This is a genomic window from Pseudomonas sp. 3B-A001-10F, assembly GCF_056313565.1.
Genome location: NZ_JBQYFW010000002.1, coordinates 47,547 through 69,042, shown reverse-complemented (window position 1 = coordinate 69,042; position 21,496 = coordinate 47,547). Strand labels below are relative to the sequence as shown.

General features: G+C 59.0%; 21 protein-coding genes. 8 read left to right on the top strand and 13 right to left on the bottom strand.

Going from position 1 to position 21,496, the window contains the following annotated elements; all coding sequences use genetic code 11:
• Nucleotides 1-56 precede the first annotated feature (56 nt).
• Together moaB and AC0ZWN_RS02635 are read left to right on the top strand one after the other, a co-directional pair.
• On the top strand, nucleotides 57-596 hold the full coding sequence (gene moaB / locus AC0ZWN_RS02640; RefSeq protein ID WP_093435105.1) for a molybdenum cofactor biosynthesis protein B: 540 nt from the start codon (nucleotides 57-59) through the stop codon (nucleotides 594-596).
• A complete protein-coding gene (locus AC0ZWN_RS02635) occupies nucleotides 580-1,806 on the top strand; it encodes a molybdopterin molybdotransferase MoeA (protein WP_476333956.1) in 1,227 nt (408 codons plus the stop codon). Before moaB ends, AC0ZWN_RS02635 begins: the two co-directional genes overlap by 17 nt.
• 61 nt (nucleotides 1,807-1,867) lie before the next feature.
• Here the strand turns inward: AC0ZWN_RS02635 and AC0ZWN_RS02630 are convergent, their stop codons facing one another.
• Nucleotides 1,868-2,176 (bottom strand): hypothetical protein, encoded by a 309-nt coding sequence (locus AC0ZWN_RS02630; RefSeq protein ID WP_175559630.1) that lies wholly within the window; start codon nucleotides 2,174-2,176, stop codon nucleotides 1,868-1,870.
• 312 nt (nucleotides 2,177-2,488) lie between these two features.
• Here AC0ZWN_RS02630 and yegS point away from each other — a divergent pair, with 312 nt between their 5' ends.
• A complete protein-coding gene (gene yegS / locus AC0ZWN_RS02625; RefSeq protein ID WP_099756837.1) occupies nucleotides 2,489-3,406 on the top strand; it encodes a lipid kinase YegS in 918 nt (305 codons plus the stop codon).
• On the opposite strand, the gene AC0ZWN_RS02620 is transcribed toward yegS, so the two are convergent.
• The 3 genes from AC0ZWN_RS02620 to AC0ZWN_RS02610 form a co-directional block, all read right to left on the bottom strand.
• Nucleotides 3,390-4,049 (bottom strand): response regulator, encoded by a 660-nt coding sequence (locus AC0ZWN_RS02620; RefSeq protein ID WP_093435094.1) that lies wholly within the window; start codon nucleotides 4,047-4,049, stop codon nucleotides 3,390-3,392. The two genes, yegS and AC0ZWN_RS02620, sit on opposite strands and share 17 nt — an antisense overlap.
• Nucleotides 4,046-4,939, bottom strand: a complete 894-nt coding sequence (locus AC0ZWN_RS02615) for a sensor histidine kinase (protein ID WP_093435091.1) — start codon at nucleotides 4,937-4,939, stop codon at nucleotides 4,046-4,048. The genes AC0ZWN_RS02620 and AC0ZWN_RS02615 overlap by 4 nt, the downstream gene beginning before the upstream one ends.
• A 487-nt stretch (nucleotides 4,940-5,426) precedes the next feature.
• On the bottom strand, nucleotides 5,427-5,894 hold the full coding sequence (locus tag AC0ZWN_RS02610) for a hypothetical protein (protein ID WP_093435088.1): 468 nt from the start codon (nucleotides 5,892-5,894) through the stop codon (nucleotides 5,427-5,429).
• Nucleotides 5,895-6,348: 454 nt separating this feature from the next.
• On the opposite strand from AC0ZWN_RS02610, the gene AC0ZWN_RS02605 reads away from it, so the two are divergent.
• Nucleotides 6,349-7,284: a chemotaxis protein CheV gene (locus tag AC0ZWN_RS02605; protein WP_064391361.1), complete on the top strand. Its 936-nt coding sequence runs from the start codon at nucleotides 6,349-6,351 to the stop codon at nucleotides 7,282-7,284.
• Nucleotides 7,285-7,451: 167 nt separating this feature from the next.
• The gene (locus AC0ZWN_RS02600) at nucleotides 7,452-8,258 is read left to right on the top strand and encodes an MOSC domain-containing protein (protein WP_095048434.1); all 807 of its coding nucleotides are present in this window, start codon (nucleotides 7,452-7,454) and stop codon (nucleotides 8,256-8,258) included.
• Nucleotides 8,259-8,328: 70 nt separating this feature from the next.
• Here the strand turns inward: AC0ZWN_RS02600 and ppnP are convergent, their stop codons facing one another.
• The 8 genes from ppnP to AC0ZWN_RS02560 form a co-directional block, all read right to left on the bottom strand.
• Nucleotides 8,329-8,613 carry a pyrimidine/purine nucleoside phosphorylase gene (gene ppnP / locus AC0ZWN_RS02595; protein WP_003226701.1) on the bottom strand — a complete coding sequence of 95 codons (285 nt, stop codon included), beginning with the start codon at nucleotides 8,611-8,613 and terminating at the stop codon, nucleotides 8,329-8,331.
• Between the two features lie 105 nt (nucleotides 8,614-8,718).
• Nucleotides 8,719-9,261, bottom strand: coding sequence for a 3'-5' exonuclease (locus tag AC0ZWN_RS02590; RefSeq protein ID WP_093435082.1), 543 nt, complete (start codon nucleotides 9,259-9,261; stop codon nucleotides 8,719-8,721).
• A 70-nt stretch (nucleotides 9,262-9,331) separates the two neighbouring features.
• Complete coding sequence (locus AC0ZWN_RS02585; protein WP_476333954.1) at nucleotides 9,332-11,293, bottom strand: acetyl/propionyl/methylcrotonyl-CoA carboxylase subunit alpha; 1,962 nt, start codon at nucleotides 11,291-11,293, stop codon at nucleotides 9,332-9,334.
• A 119-nt stretch (nucleotides 11,294-11,412) separates the two neighbouring features.
• Nucleotides 11,413-12,210: an enoyl-CoA hydratase/isomerase family protein gene (locus tag AC0ZWN_RS02580; protein ID WP_476333953.1), complete on the bottom strand. Its 798-nt coding sequence runs from the start codon at nucleotides 12,208-12,210 to the stop codon at nucleotides 11,413-11,415.
• Complete coding sequence (atuD, locus tag AC0ZWN_RS02575) at nucleotides 12,207-13,364, bottom strand: citronellyl-CoA dehydrogenase (protein WP_476333952.1); 1,158 nt, start codon at nucleotides 13,362-13,364, stop codon at nucleotides 12,207-12,209. Before atuD ends, AC0ZWN_RS02580 begins: the two co-directional genes overlap by 4 nt.
• Nucleotides 13,365-13,395: 31 nt before the next feature.
• Nucleotides 13,396-15,012 carry a geranyl-CoA carboxylase subunit beta gene (gene atuC / locus AC0ZWN_RS02570; RefSeq protein ID WP_476333950.1) on the bottom strand — a complete coding sequence of 539 codons (1,617 nt, stop codon included), beginning with the start codon at nucleotides 15,010-15,012 and terminating at the stop codon, nucleotides 13,396-13,398.
• Nucleotides 15,013-15,015: 3 nt separating this feature from the next.
• Complete coding sequence (locus AC0ZWN_RS02565) at nucleotides 15,016-15,885, bottom strand: SDR family oxidoreductase (RefSeq protein WP_258708605.1); 870 nt, start codon at nucleotides 15,883-15,885, stop codon at nucleotides 15,016-15,018.
• Between the two features lie 12 nt (nucleotides 15,886-15,897).
• A complete protein-coding gene (locus AC0ZWN_RS02560; RefSeq protein WP_476333949.1) occupies nucleotides 15,898-17,682 on the bottom strand; it encodes an acyclic terpene utilization AtuA family protein in 1,785 nt (594 codons plus the stop codon).
• Nucleotides 17,683-17,866: 184 nt separating this feature from the next.
• Between AC0ZWN_RS02560 and AC0ZWN_RS02555 the strand changes: the two genes are divergently transcribed.
• The 3 genes from AC0ZWN_RS02555 (at nucleotide 17,867) to AC0ZWN_RS02545 (ending at nucleotide 20,481) form a co-directional block, all read left to right on the top strand.
• Nucleotides 17,867-18,490 (top strand): TetR/AcrR family transcriptional regulator, encoded by a 624-nt coding sequence (locus AC0ZWN_RS02555; protein ID WP_093435063.1) that lies wholly within the window; start codon nucleotides 17,867-17,869, stop codon nucleotides 18,488-18,490.
• 92 nt (nucleotides 18,491-18,582) lie between these two features.
• Nucleotides 18,583-19,380 (top strand): substrate-binding periplasmic protein, encoded by a 798-nt coding sequence (locus AC0ZWN_RS02550; protein ID WP_093435061.1) that lies wholly within the window; start codon nucleotides 18,583-18,585, stop codon nucleotides 19,378-19,380.
• An 87-nt stretch (nucleotides 19,381-19,467) separates the two neighbouring features.
• Nucleotides 19,468-20,481 carry a GNAT family N-acetyltransferase gene (locus AC0ZWN_RS02545; RefSeq protein WP_476333947.1) on the top strand — a complete coding sequence of 338 codons (1,014 nt, stop codon included), beginning with the start codon at nucleotides 19,468-19,470 and terminating at the stop codon, nucleotides 20,479-20,481.
• A 134-nt stretch (nucleotides 20,482-20,615) separates the two neighbouring features.
• On the opposite strand, the gene AC0ZWN_RS02540 is transcribed toward AC0ZWN_RS02545, so the two are convergent.
• Complete coding sequence (locus tag AC0ZWN_RS02540; RefSeq protein WP_141127401.1) at nucleotides 20,616-21,170, bottom strand: RNA polymerase factor sigma-70; 555 nt, start codon at nucleotides 21,168-21,170, stop codon at nucleotides 20,616-20,618.
• Nucleotides 21,171-21,496 lie beyond the last annotated feature (326 nt).

Sequence of the window (21,496 nt, the reverse complement as noted above, 5' to 3'; positions counted from 1 at the left end):
AAAATAGGGCGCTGTGATATAACACCGGGCTGTTTCTCCTACAACTGGACGAGCCTATGAAAGCCAAGGCTGATGTACCTTTCGTGCCGCTCAATATTGCGGTGCTGACAGTCAGTGACACCCGAACTCTGGAAACCGACACCTCAGGCCAGGTCTTCGTCGATCGCTTGACGGCGGCGGGCCACCGTTTGGCGGAGCGGGTTTTGCTCAAAGATGACCTCTACAAAATTCGCGCGCAAGTCGCCACCTGGATTGCCGACGATGTCGTGCAGGTCGTGCTGATCACCGGCGGTACCGGATTTACCGGTCGCGACAGCACGCCGGAAGCGGTTGCCTGCCTGCTGGATAAACAGGTCGACGGGTTTGGAGAGTTGTTCCGGCAGATTTCGGTAGCCGATATCGGTACCTCGACAGTTCAGTCCCGTGCGCTGGCCGGTTTGGCCAACGGCACGCTGGTGTGCTGTTTGCCAGGTTCGACCAATGCCGTACGCACCGGTTGGGATGGCATCCTGGGCGAGCAGTTGGACGCGCGTCATCGCCCGTGCAACTTCGTGACTCACTTGAAGCAGGCAGCGCCTTGTGAATCCCGTGGGTAAGCCGGGCAAGACCGGAGCGCTGATGCCGGTCGAGCTGGCGCTGGAGCGCCTGCTCGACATGGCCGAGGCCTCGCCGATTGTCGATCATGAGTATTTGCCGCTGGCTCATGTTCAGGGGCGTGTGCTGGGCGAAGACCTGATTTCGACGCTGGATCTGCCACCCTGGCCAAACAGCGCCATGGACGGTTATGCGCTGAATCTGGCCGACTGGACGGGCGAACCGATGCCGGTCAGTCAGAAGGTGTTTGCCGGGCAATCCCCCGAACCGCTGAAGCCGGGCACCTGTGCACGGATCTTCACCGGGGCGCCGGTGCCCGCGGGCGCTGATTGCGTGGAAATGCAGGAAAACGCTGAGGTTCAAACCGATGAAAGGGTGCGTTTCCTTGAACCGATGAAGGCCGGGCAGAACATTCGCCCGCAAGGTCAGGAAACCACAGTCGGTGAACTGATCCTGCCCGCCGGAACTCGGCTGGGTCCGATAGAGCAGGGATTAGCCGCATCGTTGGGCTGCGCCGGGTTGAAGGTCGTGCGCAAGGTTCGTGTCGCGGTGATTTCCACTGGCGATGAATTGGTCGAGCCGGGCCAGGCCCTGGGGCCGGGACAGATATACAACAGCAATCGAGTGTTGCTGTGCAGTTGGCTGCAACGCCTGGGCTGTGAGGTAGTTGATGCCGGTATTCTTCCGGACGATCTGGCCACAACCCGAGCGCGTCTGGGTGAGTTGCAGGATGTTGATCTGATTCTTTCCACCGGTGGCGTGTCGGTGGGTGAGGCGGATTTTTTGGGTGTCGCATTGCGTGAAGAGGGCGAGCTTGCCCTTTGGAAGCTGGCGATCAAACCCGGAAAACCGCTAACTTTTGGCCATTTCCGCAACGTGCCAGTCATTGGCTTGCCAGGCAACCCAGCGTCGACACTGGTGACCTTTGCGCTGCTCACTCGGCCTTATCTGTTACGCCGTCAGGGCGTTCGGGTCGTCGAGCCGTTGAAGTTCACCGTGCCAGCGGGGTTTGACTGGCCGGTGGCAGGCAATCGGCGTGAGTACCTGCGAGGCCGCCTTGAGCAAGGACGGGCGACTGTCTACCGCAACCAGAGCTCAGGTGTACTGCGTAGCGCCGCGTGGGCAGATGGATTGGTCGAGGTGCTGGAAGGTCGCACGCTGAGCGCCGGAGACGAAGTGGTCTTCATCCCGCTGAGTGACTTGCTCGACTGATCGCTATCTTGTAAATGCAGGCGTCGGCTGACTCAGGCGGCGCCTGCAATGACTGATTCAATTAATTGCTGATCAATGTCACAAGCTGATCGAATCGGCTATTGGCCACCCAGCCCAGCAAACCCAGCACTACCGCTGTTGCACCCGCCGAGTAGGCAAGCCGGTGTTTGATCGTTCGGACATCACCACGAATTTCGTCCATGTCCCGTCGAAGGTATTTGAGATGGGTTTCCAGCTCGGTAACACGGGGTTCCATATCAACTTCTCCAGTGGTTCTGGCGCTGTTTTTGAAATCGGACTTGTGATTCGCGCGACTTTCGACAATCGGTCCAACCGGGCTCATGGGTATTCTCGCTTCATGACCAGGCATGGAAGCATCCACCGATTGTTTCAACTGTTTGCTTGCAACCTTTTCCAGCTCTCGAACCGGCAAGAGCCCATGGGGTGTATCCACTCATTACATGCACGTCCTTGTGTGTTGGATTGAAAATCGATACCGCCAACACACGGTGACGCAATGCTCGAACCGGGTCAATTAAGCCGATTCCGCATGTTTTGTAAGAAAAAGTACCGCTGTGTAGGACGTCCGGCGCCAGGAGGCTGAATTAATTACGGGTATGACGGCTTTTTTGCGTGCGCCAGTGGTCAAGATGTCTTAACCGATCGATTTGGGAGTGATGTTATGAGTGAACGCCGGGCGCTGTTGATTCTGCATGGCAAGCAGGCACTCAACGAGGCGGTACGCACCGCCGTCGAGGACAAGCGCAAGCAAGGCTGGGAGCTGGCCGTGCGTCTGACCTGGGAGGCAGGGGACGCACAGCGCTGGGTAGAACAAGCTTTGGCCGACGGCTACACGAAAATCATTGCCGGGGGCGGCGATGGCACCTTGCGCGATATCGCCGAAGCGCTCGCCGCGCATCCTGGCAAAGCCAGCCTCGTACTCCTGCCTTTGGGCACTGCCAACGATTTTTCCCGTGCCGCCGGCGTACCGCTGGAGCCTGCCGAAGCCCTTGAGCTGCTCGATGTGCCACCGCGCGCCATCGATCTGGGTGAAGTGGGCGGGCAGATTTTTCTCAACATGGCCACCGGTGGTTTCGGCAGCCAGGTCACGGCCAATACCTCCGAGGACCTGAAAAAAGTACTTGGCGGTGCTGCTTATCTGTTCACTGGCTTGTCACGATTCAGCGAGCTGCATGCCGCTTACGGCGAACTTCAGGGGCCGGATTTTCACTGGCGTGGCGAGCTGTTGGCACTGGGTATCGGCAATGGCCGACAGGCCGGCGGTGGGCACGTGTTGTGCCCGGAGGCGCTGGCCGATGATGGCTTGCTGGATATCAGTATTCTACCGGCGCCACAGGAGTTGGTGGGCACCTTGAAGACGCTGCTCAGCGATGGTTTCGGGATCGACAACATGTTTGTTCGCACCCGTTTGCCATGGGTCGAAATCAAGGTGGCCGAGGGGCTGTGCATCAATCTTGATGGCGAACCGCTCGAAGGTGACAGCATGCGATTCGAGGCGCGTCCGGCGGCGTTGCGCGTGCATTTGCCGGAACATTCTCCTTTGTTGAGCAGCGCCGGGCTGATCAGTCGTCCAGGCTGATGATCTGCTCACGCACGGCGAACAGCACCAGACCCGCCACGTCGTAGATTTGCAGACGCTTCATGATTTGTGAACGGTGGGTCTCGACAGTCTTGATGCTCAGGCCCAGGCCATTGGCGATTTCCCGTGTGGATTTTCCGCGCACGATCAAGCGCAGGATTTCCAGTTGGCGCGCTGTCAGATTGTGCGAGTCGGCTGCCTCCGGCTGCTGCTTCTGATTACGGGTCAGGGCTTGATTGATCACGGTATGGGCGATGGCCGGACTCAGGTAGCGCTCGTTGTTGCGCAGGGCTTCCAGTGCATGCTCAAGTTCTGTCGCTGTGGTGTCCTTGAGCAGGTAGCCGTGGGCGCCGGATTCCAGCGCCTGCATGATCAGCGCCGGATCGGTGTGCATCGACAGGATCAGCACCTTGCTCTGCGGGCGTACCCGCTTGAGCCGTTGCAGGGCTTCCAGGCCACCGGTTTCTTTCATGGAGATATCCAGCAACACGATATCCGGATTCAGTTGCTCGACCATTTCGAGCAGCTGCGAACCGTCATTGGCCTCGCCAATCACCGCGTAACCGGGAATATCCAGCACCAGAGCGCGCACGCCGGCCCTGATCAGCGAGTGGTCATCCACCAGAAGTAAGTTGCAAGTCAACGCATAACCTTATTCGTACTGGCCCGCTCGAGTGCGCGTGGCGCCCACGGGAAGAGTGCTTCGATTTGAGTGCCTTTGCCCGGTTCGCTGATGACGTTCAGGGTGCCACCCAGTTGCTCGATACGTTCGGCCATCCCGGCCATGCCTCGTTGTCCTTCACGACCGGGGTTGGCCGCCGGGGCGAATCCCAGGCCGTCATCGCTGATCAGCAACGTCAGACCTTTGGGCAGACGTTGCACGCGTATCACCAGATTTTTTGCCTGTGCATGACGCAGGATATTGGTAACAGCCTCTTGGGTAATACGAAAGGCGGCGACTGCCATTTCTTCCGGAATGCCATTGAGCCGCTGCTGGCAATCGAGGCTCCAGTGCACGTTAGTGTTGGCCAATGTCTTGAGCAGGTGCGCACGCAGGCTGGCTTCAAGTCCCAGGCTGGTCAACTGGCGTGGGTTGAGAATGGCTGAAACGTCGCGCACCTTGTTGAGGGTTTCTTCCAGGGTGTCGCACAACGCGGTGCATTGTTCCTGCAAGTCGTCGGGCATGCGCCGCTTGAGCCATTCGCTTTGCAGTTTGGCGGCCGTCAGCAGTTGGCCGATATCGTCGTGCAGTTCGCGGCTGAGGCGATGGCGCTCGTTTTCCTGGACTTCCAGCAAGCGGTCAGCGAGTTCCTGCGGCTGAAACTTGATCGATTTGCGTGACAGTCGATATTGCACCCAGACGCACGCAGTAGCAGCGATATCGAGCAGCAGCAATCCCAGGCAAAGTGGTGTTGAAAGAGCGTAGGTCAGCAGACTGCCGAGCGTGGCCGCGACACACAGTATGAGTGTGAACCGGCGAGCATTTTCGCGGGAGGGTGGCCATGTAGTGATTGACTTGAGGCTGGCGTACATAACGGATGGAGCCAATGGATGTTCGCTGCGGGCAGACCGGCCGGAGGCTGACGGGTCTCTGTCTGAAAATGCTATCAATTATGTTATTGATTTCAACGCGGTTCAGTAAACGTATTGGCCGCCCAATTATCAGTGGATAGCGATCTCTGAGGTCACTGTGCCACTAATTTGAAAGCAACTAATGGGCGGCATAATACCACTTAAGATACCGTTGGTCGCGTTTGCTATATATGTCCATTGAGTCAGGAAATACGTGATATTGGACGCAAGTTCCATAATGGAAAAGTCGATTTGTTGTGTTCGATAGATGTCAGTGTTGCCTGAAGTTGTGCTTGTTTGCACACAGGTAAACCCTGAGGCCGGCAAAAAATATCGGCGTCGGCTTTCAGTGATTATTTAGTTCGACTTGTCGCTGGCAGGTATGAACTATTCAATTGCGACGTTCAACGCTTGTGTTCCAAGTGCTTGCGCGGGTATCGAGTGCGGGTCAGGCTTGTCCCGAGTAGGGCAGTTGGGGCAATCGTTTGCCCGTCCGGGGTGGTTGATGGCGGCTTTGGTTGACCTGGAAGGCGAATGCTTCGAGCAGCGAAGCCTGCTCACTTTCATCCAGACTCAGTTGCCCTGTCTGCTGATCGACCAGTTCAAGCTGCCAGGCCATCAATGTGAAGCAATCCTGCAAGGCTTGCAGGGCCTGTTCGTGAAGGTCGACGTGATCCTGATTGAGGTTGAGCAGACTGTAAATGTGCAGGGAAAACTCGGAAATCGCCTCCAGCGCGAGGGCTTCAGCCCTGCGTGCGAGTTTCAGCAGAGTACCGAGCATGCACTCGATGGCGTCCTTGTCATTGCTGATCAATTGCAGATGGCTGAGGCATTCTTCGGACTTGGCCAGGAGTTGCTCAGCCTCGACAAGGAATTCGGGGAAGCGTTGTACCCACTCTTTGCGGTCCATTGGCATGCTTATCTCCACAACGTCATGTCTGATGAGGGAATGCCGTGTGTGGCGACGATCGTGAATCGTCGGGAGATCGCGCCCAGCCGTGCAAGTGCACAGACTGAGAGGTTCCAGAGGGCTTGTTTCCACTGAACTGCGATCGCACACAATAGCCTGACTCCGTTCATGCAATGAGAATGGCGTCACATTAATGGCTATTGGATATTGCGAATATCAGGTTGGGCCTGATTGTTACTAGGGGAATCCCTTAGGCGCGGGAACCTACCGTGCAAACCGAGGTCGCGCCGCAGAGAATGTAGCAGATGAAAATCACCGGGCCAGTAAACCATGATGTTAATGTGACATCAATGCCTGTTCATGGCATTTTTGATGGGGTCGGGTATGGCAATCAAGAACTGCGATTTGCCGCCGATAACCTCACATAGTGAATTCATCAGAACAAGCCCAGGAGTCATTGATGGCCGGCATTCTCGACACGGTAGACCAACGCACGCAACTGGTGGGTGAGAATCGCCTGGAAATTCTCATGTTTCGACTGGCCGGGCGTCAGTTGTTCGCGATCAACGTGTTCAAGGTTCAGGAAGTGCTGCAACTGCCGAAACTGACCTTGATGCCGCAGCGTCACCCGTTTGTATGCGGAGTGGTCAATCTGCGCGGTCAGACCTTGCCGGTGATCGATCTGTCGCAGGCGATCGGTATGCGTCCGTTGGTGCCGGGGCCCAACAGCACGATCATCGTCACCGAATACAACCGCTCGGTGCAGGCCTTCCTGGTGGGCGGTGTGGATCGCATCGTCAACATGAACTGGGAAGCCATTCTGCCGCCGCCGACCAGCGCCGGGCGTCAGCACTATCTGACCGCGATCAGCAAGGTCGACGATCAACTGGTGGAAATCATCGACGTCGAGAAAGTCCTCGCCGAAATCGTCCCGTACAACGCCAAGGTCTCGCGTGAAAAACTCGATGATCCGGTGCTCGAGCGCGCCCGTGGCCGTGAAGTGCTGTTGGTGGACGACTCCAACGTGGCACTCTCGCAGTTGCGCGACACCCTCGGCCAGCTCGGGGTGAAAATGCATATTGCCAGCGATGGCCTGAAGGCGCTGAACATGCTCAAGGCCTGGGCCGATACCGGCGTGAACATGACCGACAAGCTGCTGATGATCTTCACCGATGCGGAAATGCCGGAAATGGACGGCTATCGCCTGACCACCGAAATTCGTAACGATCCGCGTCTGCGTGGCTTGTACGTGGTGCTGCATACCTCGCTGTCCGGTAGCTTCAACGACTCGATGGTGAAGAAGGTCGGCTGCGACAACTTCCTCTCCAAATTCCAGCCGGACAAACTGGTCGACGTCGTTCGCCAGCGTCTGATGCTCGACGAAGTTCCGGCCTGATCACACACCCATTGCAGGAGTGAGCCTGCTCGCGATAACGGTGTGTCAGCCCCGAATCATTACCTGACACACCGCTATCGCGAGCAGGCTCACTCCTACAGTTATTGCTCTTTGATTCCTGATCAAGCTCGTATAGGGTGGCGTTTTTACCCTCCAGGGAGCTGGCCATGCTGCGTCTGAGCGCGCTTTATCGTTACCCGTTGAAATCCGGCAAAGTCGATGTGCTGCAAAGTGTTGATCTCGACAAGCTGGGGCTTGATGGCGATCGACGCTGGATGCTCGTGGACGAGGCCAGCGGGCGCTTTCTGACCCAGCGCGCTGAAGCGAAGATGAGTCAGTTGTCGGCGCTATGGAATGCGCAGGGCGGTCTGACCCTTAGTGCGCCGCAACAGCCTCCCATCGAAATCGCCTTGCCGGGCAACGATGCCGAACTGCGTGGCGTGACGATCTGGCGCGATACCTTGCGCGTGCCGGATGCCGGTGATGAGGCGGCGCGCTGGGTCAGCGATTTCATCGGCAAGCCGACCCGGCTGGTGCAGGTGCCGCTGGATCGCGCCCGGACCACCCAGGCAGGCTTCGGCAAGGATGACGATCAGGTTGCGTTCGCTGACGGATTTCCACTGTTGTTGATCGGCGCGGCATCCCTGCAGGATCTTGCGCAAAAGGTCGGACGACCGCTGGAAATGCTGCGTTTTCGGCCGAACCTGGTGATCGAAGGCAGTGAGGCTTATGCCGAAGACAGTTGGAAGCGCATTCGCATTGGCGATGTCGAATTCCGCGTGGTCAAGCCGTGTTCGCGTTGTATCCTCACCACCATCGACCCGCAAACCGGTGAGCGCAGTGCCGATCGCGAGCCTCTGGCCACCTTGCAGAAGTACCGCGCCGAAGCCGATGGTGCGATGTTCGGCCAGAATCTGGTCAACGACAACAATGGCCGACTCGAAGTCGGCATGCCGGTGGAGATTCTCGAGTAATCCGTCTCTGAAACGAAAATGCCCGTGTCCTTGGACACGGGCATTTTTTATCACAGTGAAAGCCGTGGGTTTAGCCGCGGTACTCGCACAGGTAAGCGGTGTCGACCGCAACTTTCAGCTGGAACTTGCTGTTGGCCGGGACGTTGAACTGGCTGCCGGCGGCGAAGGTTTCCCAGTCGCTGCTGTCGGGCAGTTTGACGGTCAGTGCGCCGGAAACCACATGCATGATTTCACGCTGAGCGGTGCCGAATTCGTATTCGCCCGGGGCCATGACGCCGATGGTCGCCGGACCTTCAGCGGTGCCAAAGGCGATCGACTTGACGGTGCCGTCGAAGTACTCGTTGACTTTAAACATGGGCGATTCCTCGAAAAGGGTTAGAAATTGGAGGCGGCCAGTATGCACAAGGCTTTTCGCGCCGTCACCTGCCCGGCGTCTGTCTGGTGAGTTCTCGAATTGACCCTAGAGTGGCAAGACCAGTGGCAACAACCGCGCGGTGTTGCGCGCATCTTCCAGTGCCCGATGCTGCTGGCCGCTGAACTGCATGCCGGCCAATTGCAGTGCACCGTTGAGGCCTAATGGACGCTCCAGGCGGCGGGCCTTGGCGAAGCGTTGTTTGAGATTCATGTGCGGCACTTTGCTCAAGCCACTGTCGATTTGCAGACGCTGCCATTCCTGCAACAACTGCTTGCGGTCGTAATCGCCCCAACTGGCCCAGCCTTCAAGGCGTGTCTGATGTTGCGCGAGCCAGCGTTCGAACGCCGGCCAGACTTCGGTCAGCACTTGCGCCGAGTCGATATTGGCTTGGGTGATGTGTGTCAGTTCACGACAGAAAGGCGTGAGCAACGGCCGTCGCGTCGGTTTGACGAAACGCTGGAAGTGATCCTGCTCGCGCCCGGCGCGATCGACCAGGGTGGCGCCGATCTCGATAATTTCCATTTCGGTGACTGGCCAGCCACCCTCATCGGTGGTGGCTTCCAGATCTATGACCAGCCAGTGAGGCATCGCAGGGTTCCTGATTTCCGCGTTCTGATAACTCAGAGCGTAGTCAAAACCCGCACGGGCGTGTGGCTGACTACTCGACCTGCAACAGAACCTGACGATTTTTTACCTGATCGCCGACCTTGACCTGCACCCGCTTGAGCACGCCGTCGATACCGGCCTTGAGCGGGTGCTCCATTTTCATTGCCTCCAGCACCACCAGCAACTGACCCTTACTGACCGGACTGCCTTCGCTGACCAGTACTTCGACGATGGCACCGTCCATGGGGGCTTTCAGGGTTCCGGAGCTGACGCTGGTCTGACTGTCGATCACGGCGTGAGTTCGATCCTCAAGGCGCAGACTGCCGGGATGGCAGAACAACCAGAGTTGCTCGTCATTCTGGCGGTAGGTGTGGCGCTGACGAAGGCCGTCAACTTCCAGCGTGACCGACTGGGCATCGTGATCGATAAGTTTCAATTCAAGTGTGCGTTCGGCTATCTGCACCTTGAACACGCCTTGTGCCTCAGCGAGCAGTTGCACGGTCCAGGTCTGATCGTCGAGGCCGAGGCGATAATGCAGCGGCACATTCGCGTTATTGCGCCAGCCGTTAAGTGGTGCGCGGTGGCTGCGGGCGCTGGTTTGATAGAAAAGTACCGTTGCGATCGCCAACTGCTCGGCATCCGGAATGGAGCGGTGCAGGCAAGGGTGATCACTGAAGTGCCGGGCAATCAAGGCAGTACTGAAGTCGCCGCTGATGAACTGCGGGTGTTGCAACAGACTGACGAGCAGGCGCTGATTACTCTGTACACCCAATAGCACCGTGTCCTGTACCGCGCGCAACAGTTTGCGTCGGGCTTCCTCGCGAGTCGCACCCGAGGCGATCAGCTTACCGAGCATCGGGTCGTAGAACGGGCTGACCGATTGCCCTTCAAGCAAACCATGGTCGATTCGCGTACCGTGCTGCAGCGCCGGTTCCCAGGCTTGCACTCGGCCGGTTTGTGGCAGGAAGTCTTGCGCGGGATCTTCGGCGTAAAGCCGCACCTCCATGGCATGTCCGTTGAGCTGAACCTGATCCTGGGTCAGCGGCAACGGCTGACCTTCGGCAACGAGCAATTGCCATGCGACCAGATCCAGCCCGGTAATCAGTTCAGTTACCGGGTGCTCGACTTGCAGACGCGTATTCATCTCCAGAAAGTAGAACTGGCCGCGTGTGTCGAGCAGAAACTCAACGGTGCCGGCGCCGACATAGTTCACTGCGCGCCCGGCTTTCAATGCCGCTTCACCCATGGCCTGACGCAACTCGGCGGTCATCACCGGGCATGGCGCCTCTTCGATGACTTTCTGATGGCGACGCTGAATTGAGCAGTCACGTTCGCCCAGGTAGATCAGGTTGCCGTGCTGATCGCCGAACAGCTGCACTTCGACATGCCGCGGTTCGATCAGCGCCTGTTCGAGGATCAGTTCGTCGCTGCCGAACGCGTTCAATGCTTCGGAGCGCGCGGTGCGCAGTTGCGCCGGCAGATCAGCCGCATTTTGCAGCAGACGCATGCCGCGCCCACCACCGCCGGCACTGGCCTTGATCATCAGTGGGTAGCCGATTCGCTCGGCTTCGCGCAGCAGAGTGGCGTCGTCCTGTTCGGTACCTTGATAACCGGCGATGCACGGTACACCCGCTTCGAGCATGGCGATTTTTGACTGGCGTTTGCTGCCCATCAATTCGATGGCTTCGACGCTGGGGCCGATGAAGATCAGCCCGGCCTGTTCACAGGCACGGGCGAATTCGGCGTTTTCCGAAAGAAAGCCGTAGCCGGGATGGATCGCGTCAGCACCGCTGCGGCGAGCGGCGTCGAGGATCGCCGGGATGTTGAGGTATGACTGTTGAACGGGGGACGGACCAATGCGAACGGCTTGGTCAGCCATCTGAACGTGCAGGGCATCGGCGTCGGCATCGCTGAAGACGGCGACGGTGCGATAGCCCAAGGCTTGGGCGGTGCGCTGGATGCGGCAGGCGATTTCACCGCGGTTGGCGATCAGGATTTTGTGGATGGCGGGCATGGGCTATTTCCTCAGAAGTTGCGTCGCAGGTGCTGGCCTCTTCGCGAGCAAGCTCGCTCCCACAGGGGATTTATGAACGATACAAATCCAATGTGGGAGCGAGCTTGCTCGCGATGCTTTTAAGTGGCCCACCGAGGTTTACGCTTCTGCACAAAAGCCATGGTTCCCTCCACACCTTCGGCGCCAGTCACTGCCTCGCTAAACCACTGCGCCGCCTCATCGAGCAATTCACTTGAAGGCTGCCCGGCACTCGCCAACAACAAATTCTTGGTCATGGCATTCGCCTCCGGCGCGCAACACAGCACATGTTGCAACACTTCATCCAGCCGCTCAGCCAAGGCCTGCGAATCCTCTTCGACGAAATGCACCAGCCCTAGACGGCGTGCCTGGTGCCCATCGAAACGTGCGGCAGTCAGTGCCAGTCGACGGGTTTCGGTGAGGCCGATGCGCTGCACCACAAACGGCGCAATCTGCGCCGGCAGTAAACCGAGACTGGTTTCCGGCAAACCGAATTGCGCTTGATGATCGGCAATCGCGATGTCGCTGATACAGGCCAGACCGAAACCACCACCGAGCACAGCGCCTTGCAGCACGGTGATCAGCACTTGCGGCGTGTGCTGGGCTTCTTCCAGCAGGGCGCCGAACGCGCGATTCAGATCGCGGTAAGCCTCGGTGCCCTGAGCGCGGGCGTTGGCCATGTCCTTGATATCGCCGCCGGCACAAAAATGCCCGCCGGCACCGCTGAGCACCAACGCCCGAACAGCGTGGTCATCACGCACAGCCGCCAGCACCGTGCGCAGTTCGCTGACCATCTGCAGGCTCATCGCATTACGACTGTCCGGCCGATTGAGGGTGACGTGCAGCACGCCGCCATGCAGTTCCAGCAACAGCGTCTGGCATTGCGGCAGGCTGCTCATTTCTTTTTCCCCGGGAGGATGCCCATCAGTTTGCAGATAATCCCCAGCATGATCTCGTCGGCGCCGCCGCCAATCGATACCAGCCGGACATCGCGGTAGGCGCGGGCCACCGGGTTGTCCCACATGAAACCCATGCCGCCCCAATATTGCAGGCAGCTGTCGCTGACTTCGCGGCCGAGGCGCCCGGCCTTGAGCTTGGCCATCGACGCCAGCCGCGTGACGTCCTGGCCTTTCACGTATTGCTCGGTGGCCTGATAGACCAGCGCGCGCAGGCATTCGATTTCGGTCTGCAATTCGGCGAGGCGGAAGTGGATGACCTGGTTGTCGATCAGGGCATTGCCGAAGGTCTTGCGCTCCTTGCAGTACTCAATGGTGCTGTCGACGCAATATTCCAGCCCCTTGATCATGTTTGCCGCGCCGAACAGGCGTTCTTCCTGAAACTGCAACATTTGCATCATGAACCCGGCGCCTTCATGGCCGATGCGATTGCGCTGTGGCACGCGCACGTTGTCGAAAAACACCTGTGCGGTTTCCGAGCTGCGCATGCCGAGCTTGTCCAGGTGCGAGCTGAGGCTGATCCCCGGCGTGTTCATCGGCACCATGATCAGCGATTTGTTGATGTGTGGTTTGTCGTCCGAGGTGTTGGCCAGCAGGCAGATGAAATCGGCGCTCGGCGAGTTGGTGATCCACATCTTGCTGCCGTTGATCACATAGTCGTCGCCGTGCTTGCGCGCGGTGGTTTTCAGCCCGGCGACGTCGGAGCCTGCACCGACTTCGGAGACGCCGATGCAACCAACCTGCTCGCCAGTGATCGCCGGGCGCAGGAACTCTTCGCGCAATTCATCGGAGCCGAAACGGGCGAGGGCAGGCGTACACATGTCGGTCTGCACGCCGATCGACATCGGAATGCCGCCGCAATGAATGGTGCCGAACTCTTCGGCAGCGACAATCGAATAGCTGTAATCGAGGCCCATGCCGCCGAATTTTTCCGGCTTGGAAATACCCAGCAAACCGAGGTCGCCAGCCTTGCGGAAAATTTCGTGAATGGGAAAGCGCCCGGCCTTTTCCCATTCATCGACGTGCGGATTGATCTCGTGCTCGACGAACTGGCGGACGGTGCGGCGCAGGGCTTCGTGTTCCGGGGTGAAGATCATTTTTTATTGTTCTCCGTAAGATCCGTGGCGGTCAGAACCGGCTGACGCCGAAGCTATTGGGTTGCAGCTTGCGAGTGTCGGCCTCGTGGCAGATGTCCAGCAAGTAGCCAAGCAGGGTGCGCGTGTCGCGGGGGTCGATCAGCCCGTCGTCCCACAGGTTGGCGCTGCCATAGAGAGCGGTGGACTGGCTGTCGAGTTTCTGCGCGGTGACCTGTTCGAGCATGTCGAGCATTTTCGGGTCTGGCGTCAGGCCGTCCTTCAACTGCTTGGCTTCGGTAACGATGCGCAAGACTTTGCCGGCCTGCGCACCGCCCATCACCGCCGTGCGGCTGTTCGGCCAGGCGAAGATGAAGCGTGGATCGAGTCCGCGTCCGCACATCGCATAGTTGCCGGCACCGTAGGAACCGCCGACGACCATCGTCAGTTTAGGCACCCGTGCATTGGCTACCGCTTGAATCAGTTTCGAGCCGTGTTTGATCACGCCTTGCTGCTCGGATTCGGTGCCGACCATGAAACCGGTGGTGTTGTGAAAGAACAGCAGCGGCGTCTGGCTCTGATCGCACAACTGAATGAACTGCGCCGCTTTGCTCGCGCCGTTGGGTGTGATTGGGCCGTTGTTGCCGATGAACCCGCAGGCGCGGCCCTGAATCTTCAACTGGCCGCAAACAGTTTGCTGATCGAACTCGCCCTTGAATTCGACGAAGCAGGATTCGTCGGCAATGCGCGCGATGATTTCGCGCACGTCGTAAGGTTTTTTCGGATCGTCGGGGATCAGCCCGAGCAATTCATCGATGGGGTAGAGCGGCTCTTTGTATTGCGGCTCCGGCAACCACGGCAGTTGCTCGTTCCACGGCAGCATATGGAGGATTTCACGGACCTGACGCACGCCATCGGCATCGTTTTCAGCGAGGTATTCAGCCGTGCCGGCGACTTGCGCGTGCATCTCGGCACCACCGAGTTCTTCATCGGTGGCGACTTCGCCGGTGGCCGCTTTGAGCAGTGGCGGACCGGCGAGAAACAGCTTGGCCTTGCCGCGCACCACCACCACGTAATCCGACAACCCCGGCTGATAAGCGCCACCGGCCGTGGCCGAACCATGCACCACGGTAATCTGCGGCAAACCCATTGCCGACATCCGCGCCTGATTGGCAAAACTGCGCGCGCCTTCGACAAAAATCTCGGCGGCGTAATTGAGGTTGGCGCCGCCACTTTCGGCGAGGGTGATCACCGGGAGTTTGTTTTCCTGGGCGATCTGTTGCAGGCGCAGGGATTTTTTCAGGCCAGTGGGCGAGATCGTCCCGCCCTTGATTGCGCTGTTGTTAGCCACCACCATCGCGCGAATGCCGCAGACGTAACCGATACCGGCGATCAGTCCGCCACCGGCGGAACTGCCGTCCTTGTCGTCGTGCAACTTGTAGCCGGCGAGGCTGGCCAGTTCGAGAAACGGCGCGCCGGGATCGAGCAACAGATTCAAGCGCTCACGGGGCAGCAGTTGCCCGCGCTTGTCGAACCTGGCTTTGGCTTCGGTAGCCTTGTTCAGCAGGCTCTGTTCGAGTTGCTGCACATGTTCGATCGCCGCGAGCATGGCCGAGCGGTTGCGGGCAAACGCTTCGCTGTGCGGGTCGAGTCGGGACTGGATCTGCGGCATGGCTTACTCCTTGTCCTTCAGCACATCGGGTAAATACGCGCGGTGGAAACCGTTGAACGACTCGCTGTGGGTCGCCTTGTGCAACGGCCATGCACGGCTGCCGAGGCTGGCCGCGCCGTCGATTTTCAAGGTGCTGCCACTGATAAATGCGGCGGCCGGGCTAAGCAAAAAAACAATCGCCGCACTGACTTCCGACTCGGTACCGATACGCTTGAGCGGCACGTGTTCGCGCAGGGTCGGAATCACCGCTTTGAACGCGCCTTCGTAAGTGTCCATGCCGCTGGAGGCAATCCAGCCCGGCGCCACCGCGTTGACCCGCACGCCGGCATAACCCCATTCGAACGCGGCAGTTTTGGTGAAGTTGTCCATGCCCGACCGCGCCGCGCCAGAGTGACCCATGCCGGGCATGCCGCCCCACATGTCGGCGAGCATGTTGACGATGTTGCCGCCGTGTTTGCTCATCGACTGGTTGAACACTTCCCGCGCCATCAGAAAACCGCCGACCAGATTGGTGCGCAGCACGGTTTCGAAACCTTTCTGATTGATCGAGGCCAAGGGCGACGGGTACTGGCCGCCGGCATTGTTGACCAGACCGTGGATCGGTCCGTGTTCAGCAATCAATTCGCTGACCAGTTGTTTTACCGCTTCTTCATCGCGGATATCGCAAGCCTTCCAGTGCGCGCGGCCGCCGTCCTCGGCGATTTCGTCGGCGACCTTTTGCAGTTTCTCCGGCTTGCGCCCGACCAGCAGTACATTGGCGCCGAGGGCCGCCAGTTCATGGGCGGTGCAGCGACCGATGCCACTGCCGCCACCGGTGACGATGATGGTCTGGCCGCTGAACAGACCTGCGTTGAAAATCGACGCGTAAGCCATGCAAACAATCCTCTAGTCGAGCTGTTCGGCGATGCTCTGCGGCACCGGGATCTGGATTTCCAACAGTTGCTGGGCGAAGGCTTTGCCTTGCGGATCGATGCGCAGACTGGCCACGCCGCCCCCGCCAAGAGCGTTTTCCAAGAGAAAATTCAGGCTGTGGGTGCCGGGCAGATACCAGCGTTCGACCCGGCCGTGAATCGGGTCGAGCACATGACTCATCCAGTCGACGATGACGGCCGGGGTCAGCGCTTCAGCGATCCACGGCAGGTATTCGGGCTTGCGCGGCAGCACACCGATGTTGCTGTGGTTGCCTTTGTCACCGGAGCGCGCCACGGCCAGTTTCACCAACGCCACACTGGCATCGGCGCGGCCCTGAGGTTTCGGCGGTTGCTGGGCAATCGGCAAATCTTCGCTGTCGAGCGCTGCCAATGAGGGCAGGGCACAAGGATGGCGAACGCCGGCCAGATCAATCTGCAAAGTGCAGGCACTTTTATCGATCAGGAATGAAAACAGGCGAATCAGCGGGTACACCGTTGGCCGTCCGCCGACGATGCCGGTCAGGCCTGGTGCCATGCCGGTGGCGGCCTGGGCGATTTCCCGGGAGAACAGCACCAGTGCCTGTTTATTAGGGTGACGCACAGCGAGTTTGATCACCACTTCGCGGCTGTCGTGGCGTTGGCCGTGGGGGCCGTAGGTGGCTTCGCTGCCGAGCAATTCAATATCGGTTTCGGTGTAAGGCGGCCAGCCGCGCTGGCTGAACATTTCCGCTGTCTTGGTGATGATCGCCTGACTGACGCGTTGCGCCTTTTCTACCGCATCGATGCCAGCGATCAGGCAACTGGCGGTGCAGCGAAAACCGTCCGGATACGTGGCGCTGACCTTGTATTTATCACTGGGCGGCAGGCCTTTGGCGCCGTGGACGTGAACGAGGTTTTTACCTTGTTGCTGGAGTTTGACGTGAGTGAAATCGCAGACCACGTCAGGCAACAGATAGGCCTGCGGATCGCCGATTTCATACAGCATCTGCTCGCCGACGGTCAGCGGTGTGACCAGTCCGCCGCTGCCTTCGGGTTTGCTGACGATAAATTGGCTGTCGGCGCTGACTTCGACGATAGGGAAACCGATGTGTTCGTAATCCGGCACTTCGCGCCAATCGGTGAAATTGCCGCCGGTGCATTGCGCGCCGCATTCGATGATGTGCCCGGCGAGCGCAGCCTGGGCGAGTTTGTCGTAGTCGTGCCATGACCAGCCGAATTCATGCACCAGCGCCGCACTGACCACCGCGCTGTCGACCACGCGCCCAGTGATGACAATGTCGGCCCCCAGGCGCAGCGCTTCGACAATGCCCGGCGCGCCAAGGTAGGCGTTGGTCGACACGCACATTGGCGGCAGCGGGGCGCCGCTGAACATTTCGGTGATGCCGCTGAGCTGTTTGAGCTGTGGTTGCAGATCATCGCCCAGTAATACGGCGATTTTCAGTGCGACGCCGGCCTTGTCGCAGGCCGCTTGCAGGGCGGCGGCGCAGGCTTGCGGATTGATCCCGCCGGCATTGCTGATCACGCGGATGTTCTGCTCGGCCAGTTGTGGCAGCAGAGGTGTCAGCGCGTCGATGAAGTCGCCGGCAAACCCCGCCTGTGGGTTCTTCATGCGTGCCCCGGCCATGATCGACATCGTGATCTCGGCCAGGTAATCGAACACCAGATAATCCAGCTTGCCGCCGTCCACTAACTGCGCGGCGGCGGTCGAGGTGTCTCCCCAGAATGCACTGGCGCATCCGATGCGAACGGTGGTGGGCATTTTTATCTCCGACTCAGCAACCTGCGACAGAAGTGTCTGGAGGCTACCAAGCAAGCGCTTGGTTTGTAAACAGTTGAAACTATCTTCTGCCCAAGCGCTTGCTTGGTTGCCGCTGGCGGCTTAAATTGCGCGCAACCCTGCGGTTTCAGGGGGCAACAGACTGATCGACTGTAGGAGAGAACGGGTGGACGAGCAAAAAGCCCTGAGGGTCATGCGCGATTTGGTTGATGAAGGCCAATTGACCGACCCCGACAGCGCCCGCGGCAAATTGCTGCAAGTGGCTGCTCACCTGTTCCGCAACAAAGGCTATGAACGCACCACGGTGCGCGATCTGGCCGGCGCCGTCGGCATCCAGTCGGGAAGCATTTTTCATCACTTCAAAAGCAAGGATGAAATCCTCCGGGCGGTGATGGAGGAAACCATCCGCTACAACACCGCGTTAATGCGGGCAGCTCTGGCCGATGCGGCCAATGTGCGCGAACGCGTGCTGGCGCTGATTCGCTGCGAACTGCAGTCAATCATGGGCGGCAGCGGTGAAGCCATGGCGGTGCTGGTTTATGAGTGGCGTTCGCTGTCCGAAGAAGGCCAGGCCAAAGTGCTGGCACTGCGCGATGTCTACGAGGACATCTGGCTGCAAGTGCTGGGTGAGGCCAAGGACGCAGGATTTATCCGTGGCGATGTATTTATTACCCGACGTTTCCTCACTGGCGCACTGTCCTGGACGACCACCTGGTTCCGTGCCGGCGGCAGTTTGAGCCTCGATCAGTTGGCCGACGAGGCGCTGATTCTGGTCCTCGAAGCGCGTTGAAGCACTTTCTATCCGGCCGGGAAACTGGCTAACTGGGCGAAACCGCCTAGCTTGAATGCATTGATCGGTATTTTTTCGGGGAGTGGGGTGTTTTGAAGTCTTTGCCAATTCGGACGGCCGCGGGCTTGATGCTCGCAGCGCTGGCTGCATTTTGGGTATTGCCCGCTCAGGCAGCGCAATTGGTCCGGGTCGGCGCGGCGCATTTTCCGCCTTACACCGTTCGCCCGGAAAACGGTGCCGACACAGGCCTTCTGCCGCAATTGGTCGAGGCCCTCAATCGCCTGCAAAGCGACTATCAGTTCGTCCTCGTGCCCACCTCGATTCCCCGGCGTTTCGGTGACTTCAAGCAGGGCCGGATCGACATGGCAATTTTCGAGAATCCCGATTGGGGCTGGAAGGAAATTCCCCACACAGATGTCGACATGGGTCTTGAGGATGCGGAAATTTTCGTCGCACAACGCGAAGATGGCCGGCAGCAGAATTATTTCGCCGACCTCACTGGCAAGCGCCTGGCTCTGTTCAGCGGTTATCACTACGAGTTCGCCAACTTCAACGCTGACCCGAAATACCTCGCACAGAATTACAACGCCACGCTGACCTATTCCCACGACAGCAACCTGCTGATGGTGCTGCGCGGGCGCGCCGATGTTGCCTTGGTGACCCGTTCCTATCTGTTCGATTACCTGCTGCGTAACGAGAAGGTGCGCGACGAGTTGCTGGTGTCGCAGCGCATCGATCAGGTCTATCACCATTACGCGATTCTTCGTCCGACCGCGCCGATCACCGGCGCGGCGTTTGGCAAGTTGTTGCAGGGTTTGCGCGACAACGGTGAAATGCTGAAGATTTTCGATCCGTACAAGATTGCCGTAGTGCCGGTGCCTCACCACTGAGGCAGCGATTTGCGGGCAAAGCCTAAATTTTCCCTCCCGGATCACGTCCCATCGTTGAACTGTCGACGATTATCGTGAGCCCGACCCATGTCCAATCTGAATGACCTGACTTCCCTGGCCTTGCCTGCGGGCAGTCAACTGATCGCTGATGTCAGCGAAAACCGTCTGAGCCTGAGCCTGGACGGACAACCGCTGATCCGCTTGCGCCTTGATCGAGACGCAAAGGGGCCGATCCAGATCGATGAGCGTTTTGCGTTGCCGCCCGGGCAGGCGTTGTGGGCAGCCTGTTACTGGCTGTTCGCACGGGATCCGGCGTGCCGGCAATTGACCTGGCAACTCGATCAACCACCGACCGAAGCCTTGCTCAGTGGCTTGCTGGTGAGCACCGAAGTGGCCGGCGAATATCGCTGCGAGCGCACGCTGTTCTGGCAGTTGCCGCAACCGTGGCTCGGCACTTCGCTGAGTGGTAGTTATCCGCAGCAGATGGTCATCAGCCAGGGCAAGCGTCATCCGCTGCGGCCAGTCAAACCGCGCGGTGAAGTGTATCGGCGTTTCGATGCCCGTCTTGGTGCGTGGGTTTCCCTGCGCACTGTAGAGATCGAAGCAGACCTGGCGCGCTTCAACCGCTGGCAAAACAGCCCGCGCGTCGCCAGTTTCTGGCAGGAAGAGGGCAGCCTCGAGAAGCATCGCGAATACCTGAGCAAGCTCGATGCTGACCCGCATACGCTGACGCTGATTGGCTGTTTCGATGATCAGCCGTTTGCCTATTTCGAAGCCTACTGGGCCAAGGAAGACCGCATCGCGCCGTTCTACGATGCCGACAACTACGATCGCGGTATTCACATGCTGGTCGGCGAGGAAGAGCACCGTGGCCCGCATAAAGTGGCGAGCTGGTTATCGGCGCTGGTGCATTACCTGTTTCTTGATGATCCGCGCACTCAGCGGGTGGTCGCCGAGCCGCGAGCCGACAACGCGAAGATGATCGGGTACATGCAGAATCAGTGCTTCCACTGCGAGAAGGAATTCGACTTTCCGCACAAGCGCGCGGCGCTGATGATGCTGGGGCGTGAGCGGTTTTTTGATCGGTGCAGGTTGGCGTGAGCTGATCGGGCTCAGGATCTTTGTGATTTTGAGTCCGTCTTCGCGAGCAAGCTCGCTCCCACATGGTTTCTGCATACACAGATCTAATGTGGGAGCGAGCTTGCTCGCGAATGACTTGACGCCGAATTCAGATCCTAGCGACGACCCGCAATCACCGCATCCCGCCGACTGCCCGACACCTTGCGGCAGTGCACCAGTGCATCACGAATCATGAAGTTGACCAGGGTTGGCGAAACGCCCAGTTCCTTGGCGATGTCCTTTTGCGGCACGCCGTGCAGCCGGTACATCTCGAACGCATAGCGCGTGCGGCTGGGCAGCTCGGTCAGCGCGTCGGCGATGTTTTCCAGGGTTGAGAAATTGATGTGCGAGGTTTCCGGCGAAGCACCCTGGATGACCACATTCAGCCCTTCCTCTTCAGGGCCGGAGTATTTCTGCTCAAGCGCCTGTTTGCGGTAGTGATCGATGGCGAGGTTGCGCACGATCTGGAACAGATAGCTCAGTTGAGCCTTGATCGACGACGTGATCGGTGGCGCCGATTGCAGTCGGAAAAACGCATCCTGCACCACATCTTCGGCGCGCGACCGGCAGCCGGTAATGCGGGCTGCAATCTTGACCAGAATCAGTCGATTGTCGACGAATGCCTGAAGTAGCGGTGAATCGCACTTGCTTGTGGATACTTGTTCCGTCATGGAAATCACCTTGCTGCCAAATAGGTTCGTGGGACGCCTTGGGGGATGGGGGCGTCCTACACATCGAGCGACAAATTATGTTGAATGATAATGATTGTCAATTGAGAAAGAGAAGTAATGCGCCACAAAGGTGCGTTCTGAGAACTGCGACACGCCGCCACACCCCGGCCCCATTGGCGATCCAGCCTGCCGACTAATTATTTCAAGACGTCATCCGTTCTCATTGGTGAATGGTTCCCGGTGCACAACCCCGGCCACACCGCATTCCGCAGCCTTGCGCGGTCGGCACAGACCGCGCCCTGCATGCCCTTCGAGGGGCGTGACGC

Coding starts and splice junctions, on each gene's coding strand:
- atuD (WP_476333952.1), bottom strand. CDS start 13,364: ATGATCTTCACCCCGGAACACGAAGCCCTGCGCCGCACCGTCCGCCAG.
- AC0ZWN_RS02630 (WP_175559630.1), bottom strand. CDS start 2,176: ATGCCTGGTCATGAAGCGAGAATACCCATGAGCCCGGTTGGACCGATT.
- AC0ZWN_RS02590 (WP_093435082.1), bottom strand. CDS start 9,261: ATGCCTCACTGGCTGGTCATAGATCTGGAAGCCACCACCGATGAGGGT.
- AC0ZWN_RS02615 (WP_093435091.1), bottom strand. CDS start 4,939: ATGTACGCCAGCCTCAAGTCAATCACTACATGGCCACCCTCCCGCGAA.
- ppnP (WP_003226701.1), bottom strand. CDS start 8,613: ATGTTTAAAGTCAACGAGTACTTCGACGGCACCGTCAAGTCGATCGCC.
- AC0ZWN_RS02585 (WP_476333954.1), bottom strand. CDS start 11,293: ATGCCCGCCATCCACAAAATCCTGATCGCCAACCGCGGTGAAATCGCC.
- AC0ZWN_RS02565 (WP_258708605.1), bottom strand. CDS start 15,885: ATGGCTTACGCGTCGATTTTCAACGCAGGTCTGTTCAGCGGCCAGACC.
- atuC (WP_476333950.1), bottom strand. CDS start 15,012: ATGCCGCAGATCCAGTCCCGACTCGACCCGCACAGCGAAGCGTTTGCC.
- AC0ZWN_RS02605 (WP_064391361.1), top strand. CDS start 6,349: ATGGCCGGCATTCTCGACACGGTAGACCAACGCACGCAACTGGTGGGT.
- AC0ZWN_RS02580 (WP_476333953.1), bottom strand. CDS start 12,210: ATGAGCAGCCTGCCGCAATGCCAGACGCTGTTGCTGGAACTGCATGGC.
- AC0ZWN_RS02610 (WP_093435088.1), bottom strand. CDS start 5,894: ATGCCAATGGACCGCAAAGAGTGGGTACAACGCTTCCCCGAATTCCTT.
- moaB (WP_093435105.1), top strand. CDS start 57: ATGAAAGCCAAGGCTGATGTACCTTTCGTGCCGCTCAATATTGCGGTG.
- AC0ZWN_RS02540 (WP_141127401.1), bottom strand. CDS start 21,170: ATGACGGAACAAGTATCCACAAGCAAGTGCGATTCACCGCTACTTCAG.
- AC0ZWN_RS02545 (WP_476333947.1), top strand. CDS start 19,468: ATGTCCAATCTGAATGACCTGACTTCCCTGGCCTTGCCTGCGGGCAGT.
- yegS (WP_099756837.1), top strand. CDS start 2,489: ATGAGTGAACGCCGGGCGCTGTTGATTCTGCATGGCAAGCAGGCACTC.
- AC0ZWN_RS02560 (WP_476333949.1), bottom strand. CDS start 17,682: ATGCCCACCACCGTTCGCATCGGATGCGCCAGTGCATTCTGGGGAGAC.
- AC0ZWN_RS02600 (WP_095048434.1), top strand. CDS start 7,452: ATGCTGCGTCTGAGCGCGCTTTATCGTTACCCGTTGAAATCCGGCAAA.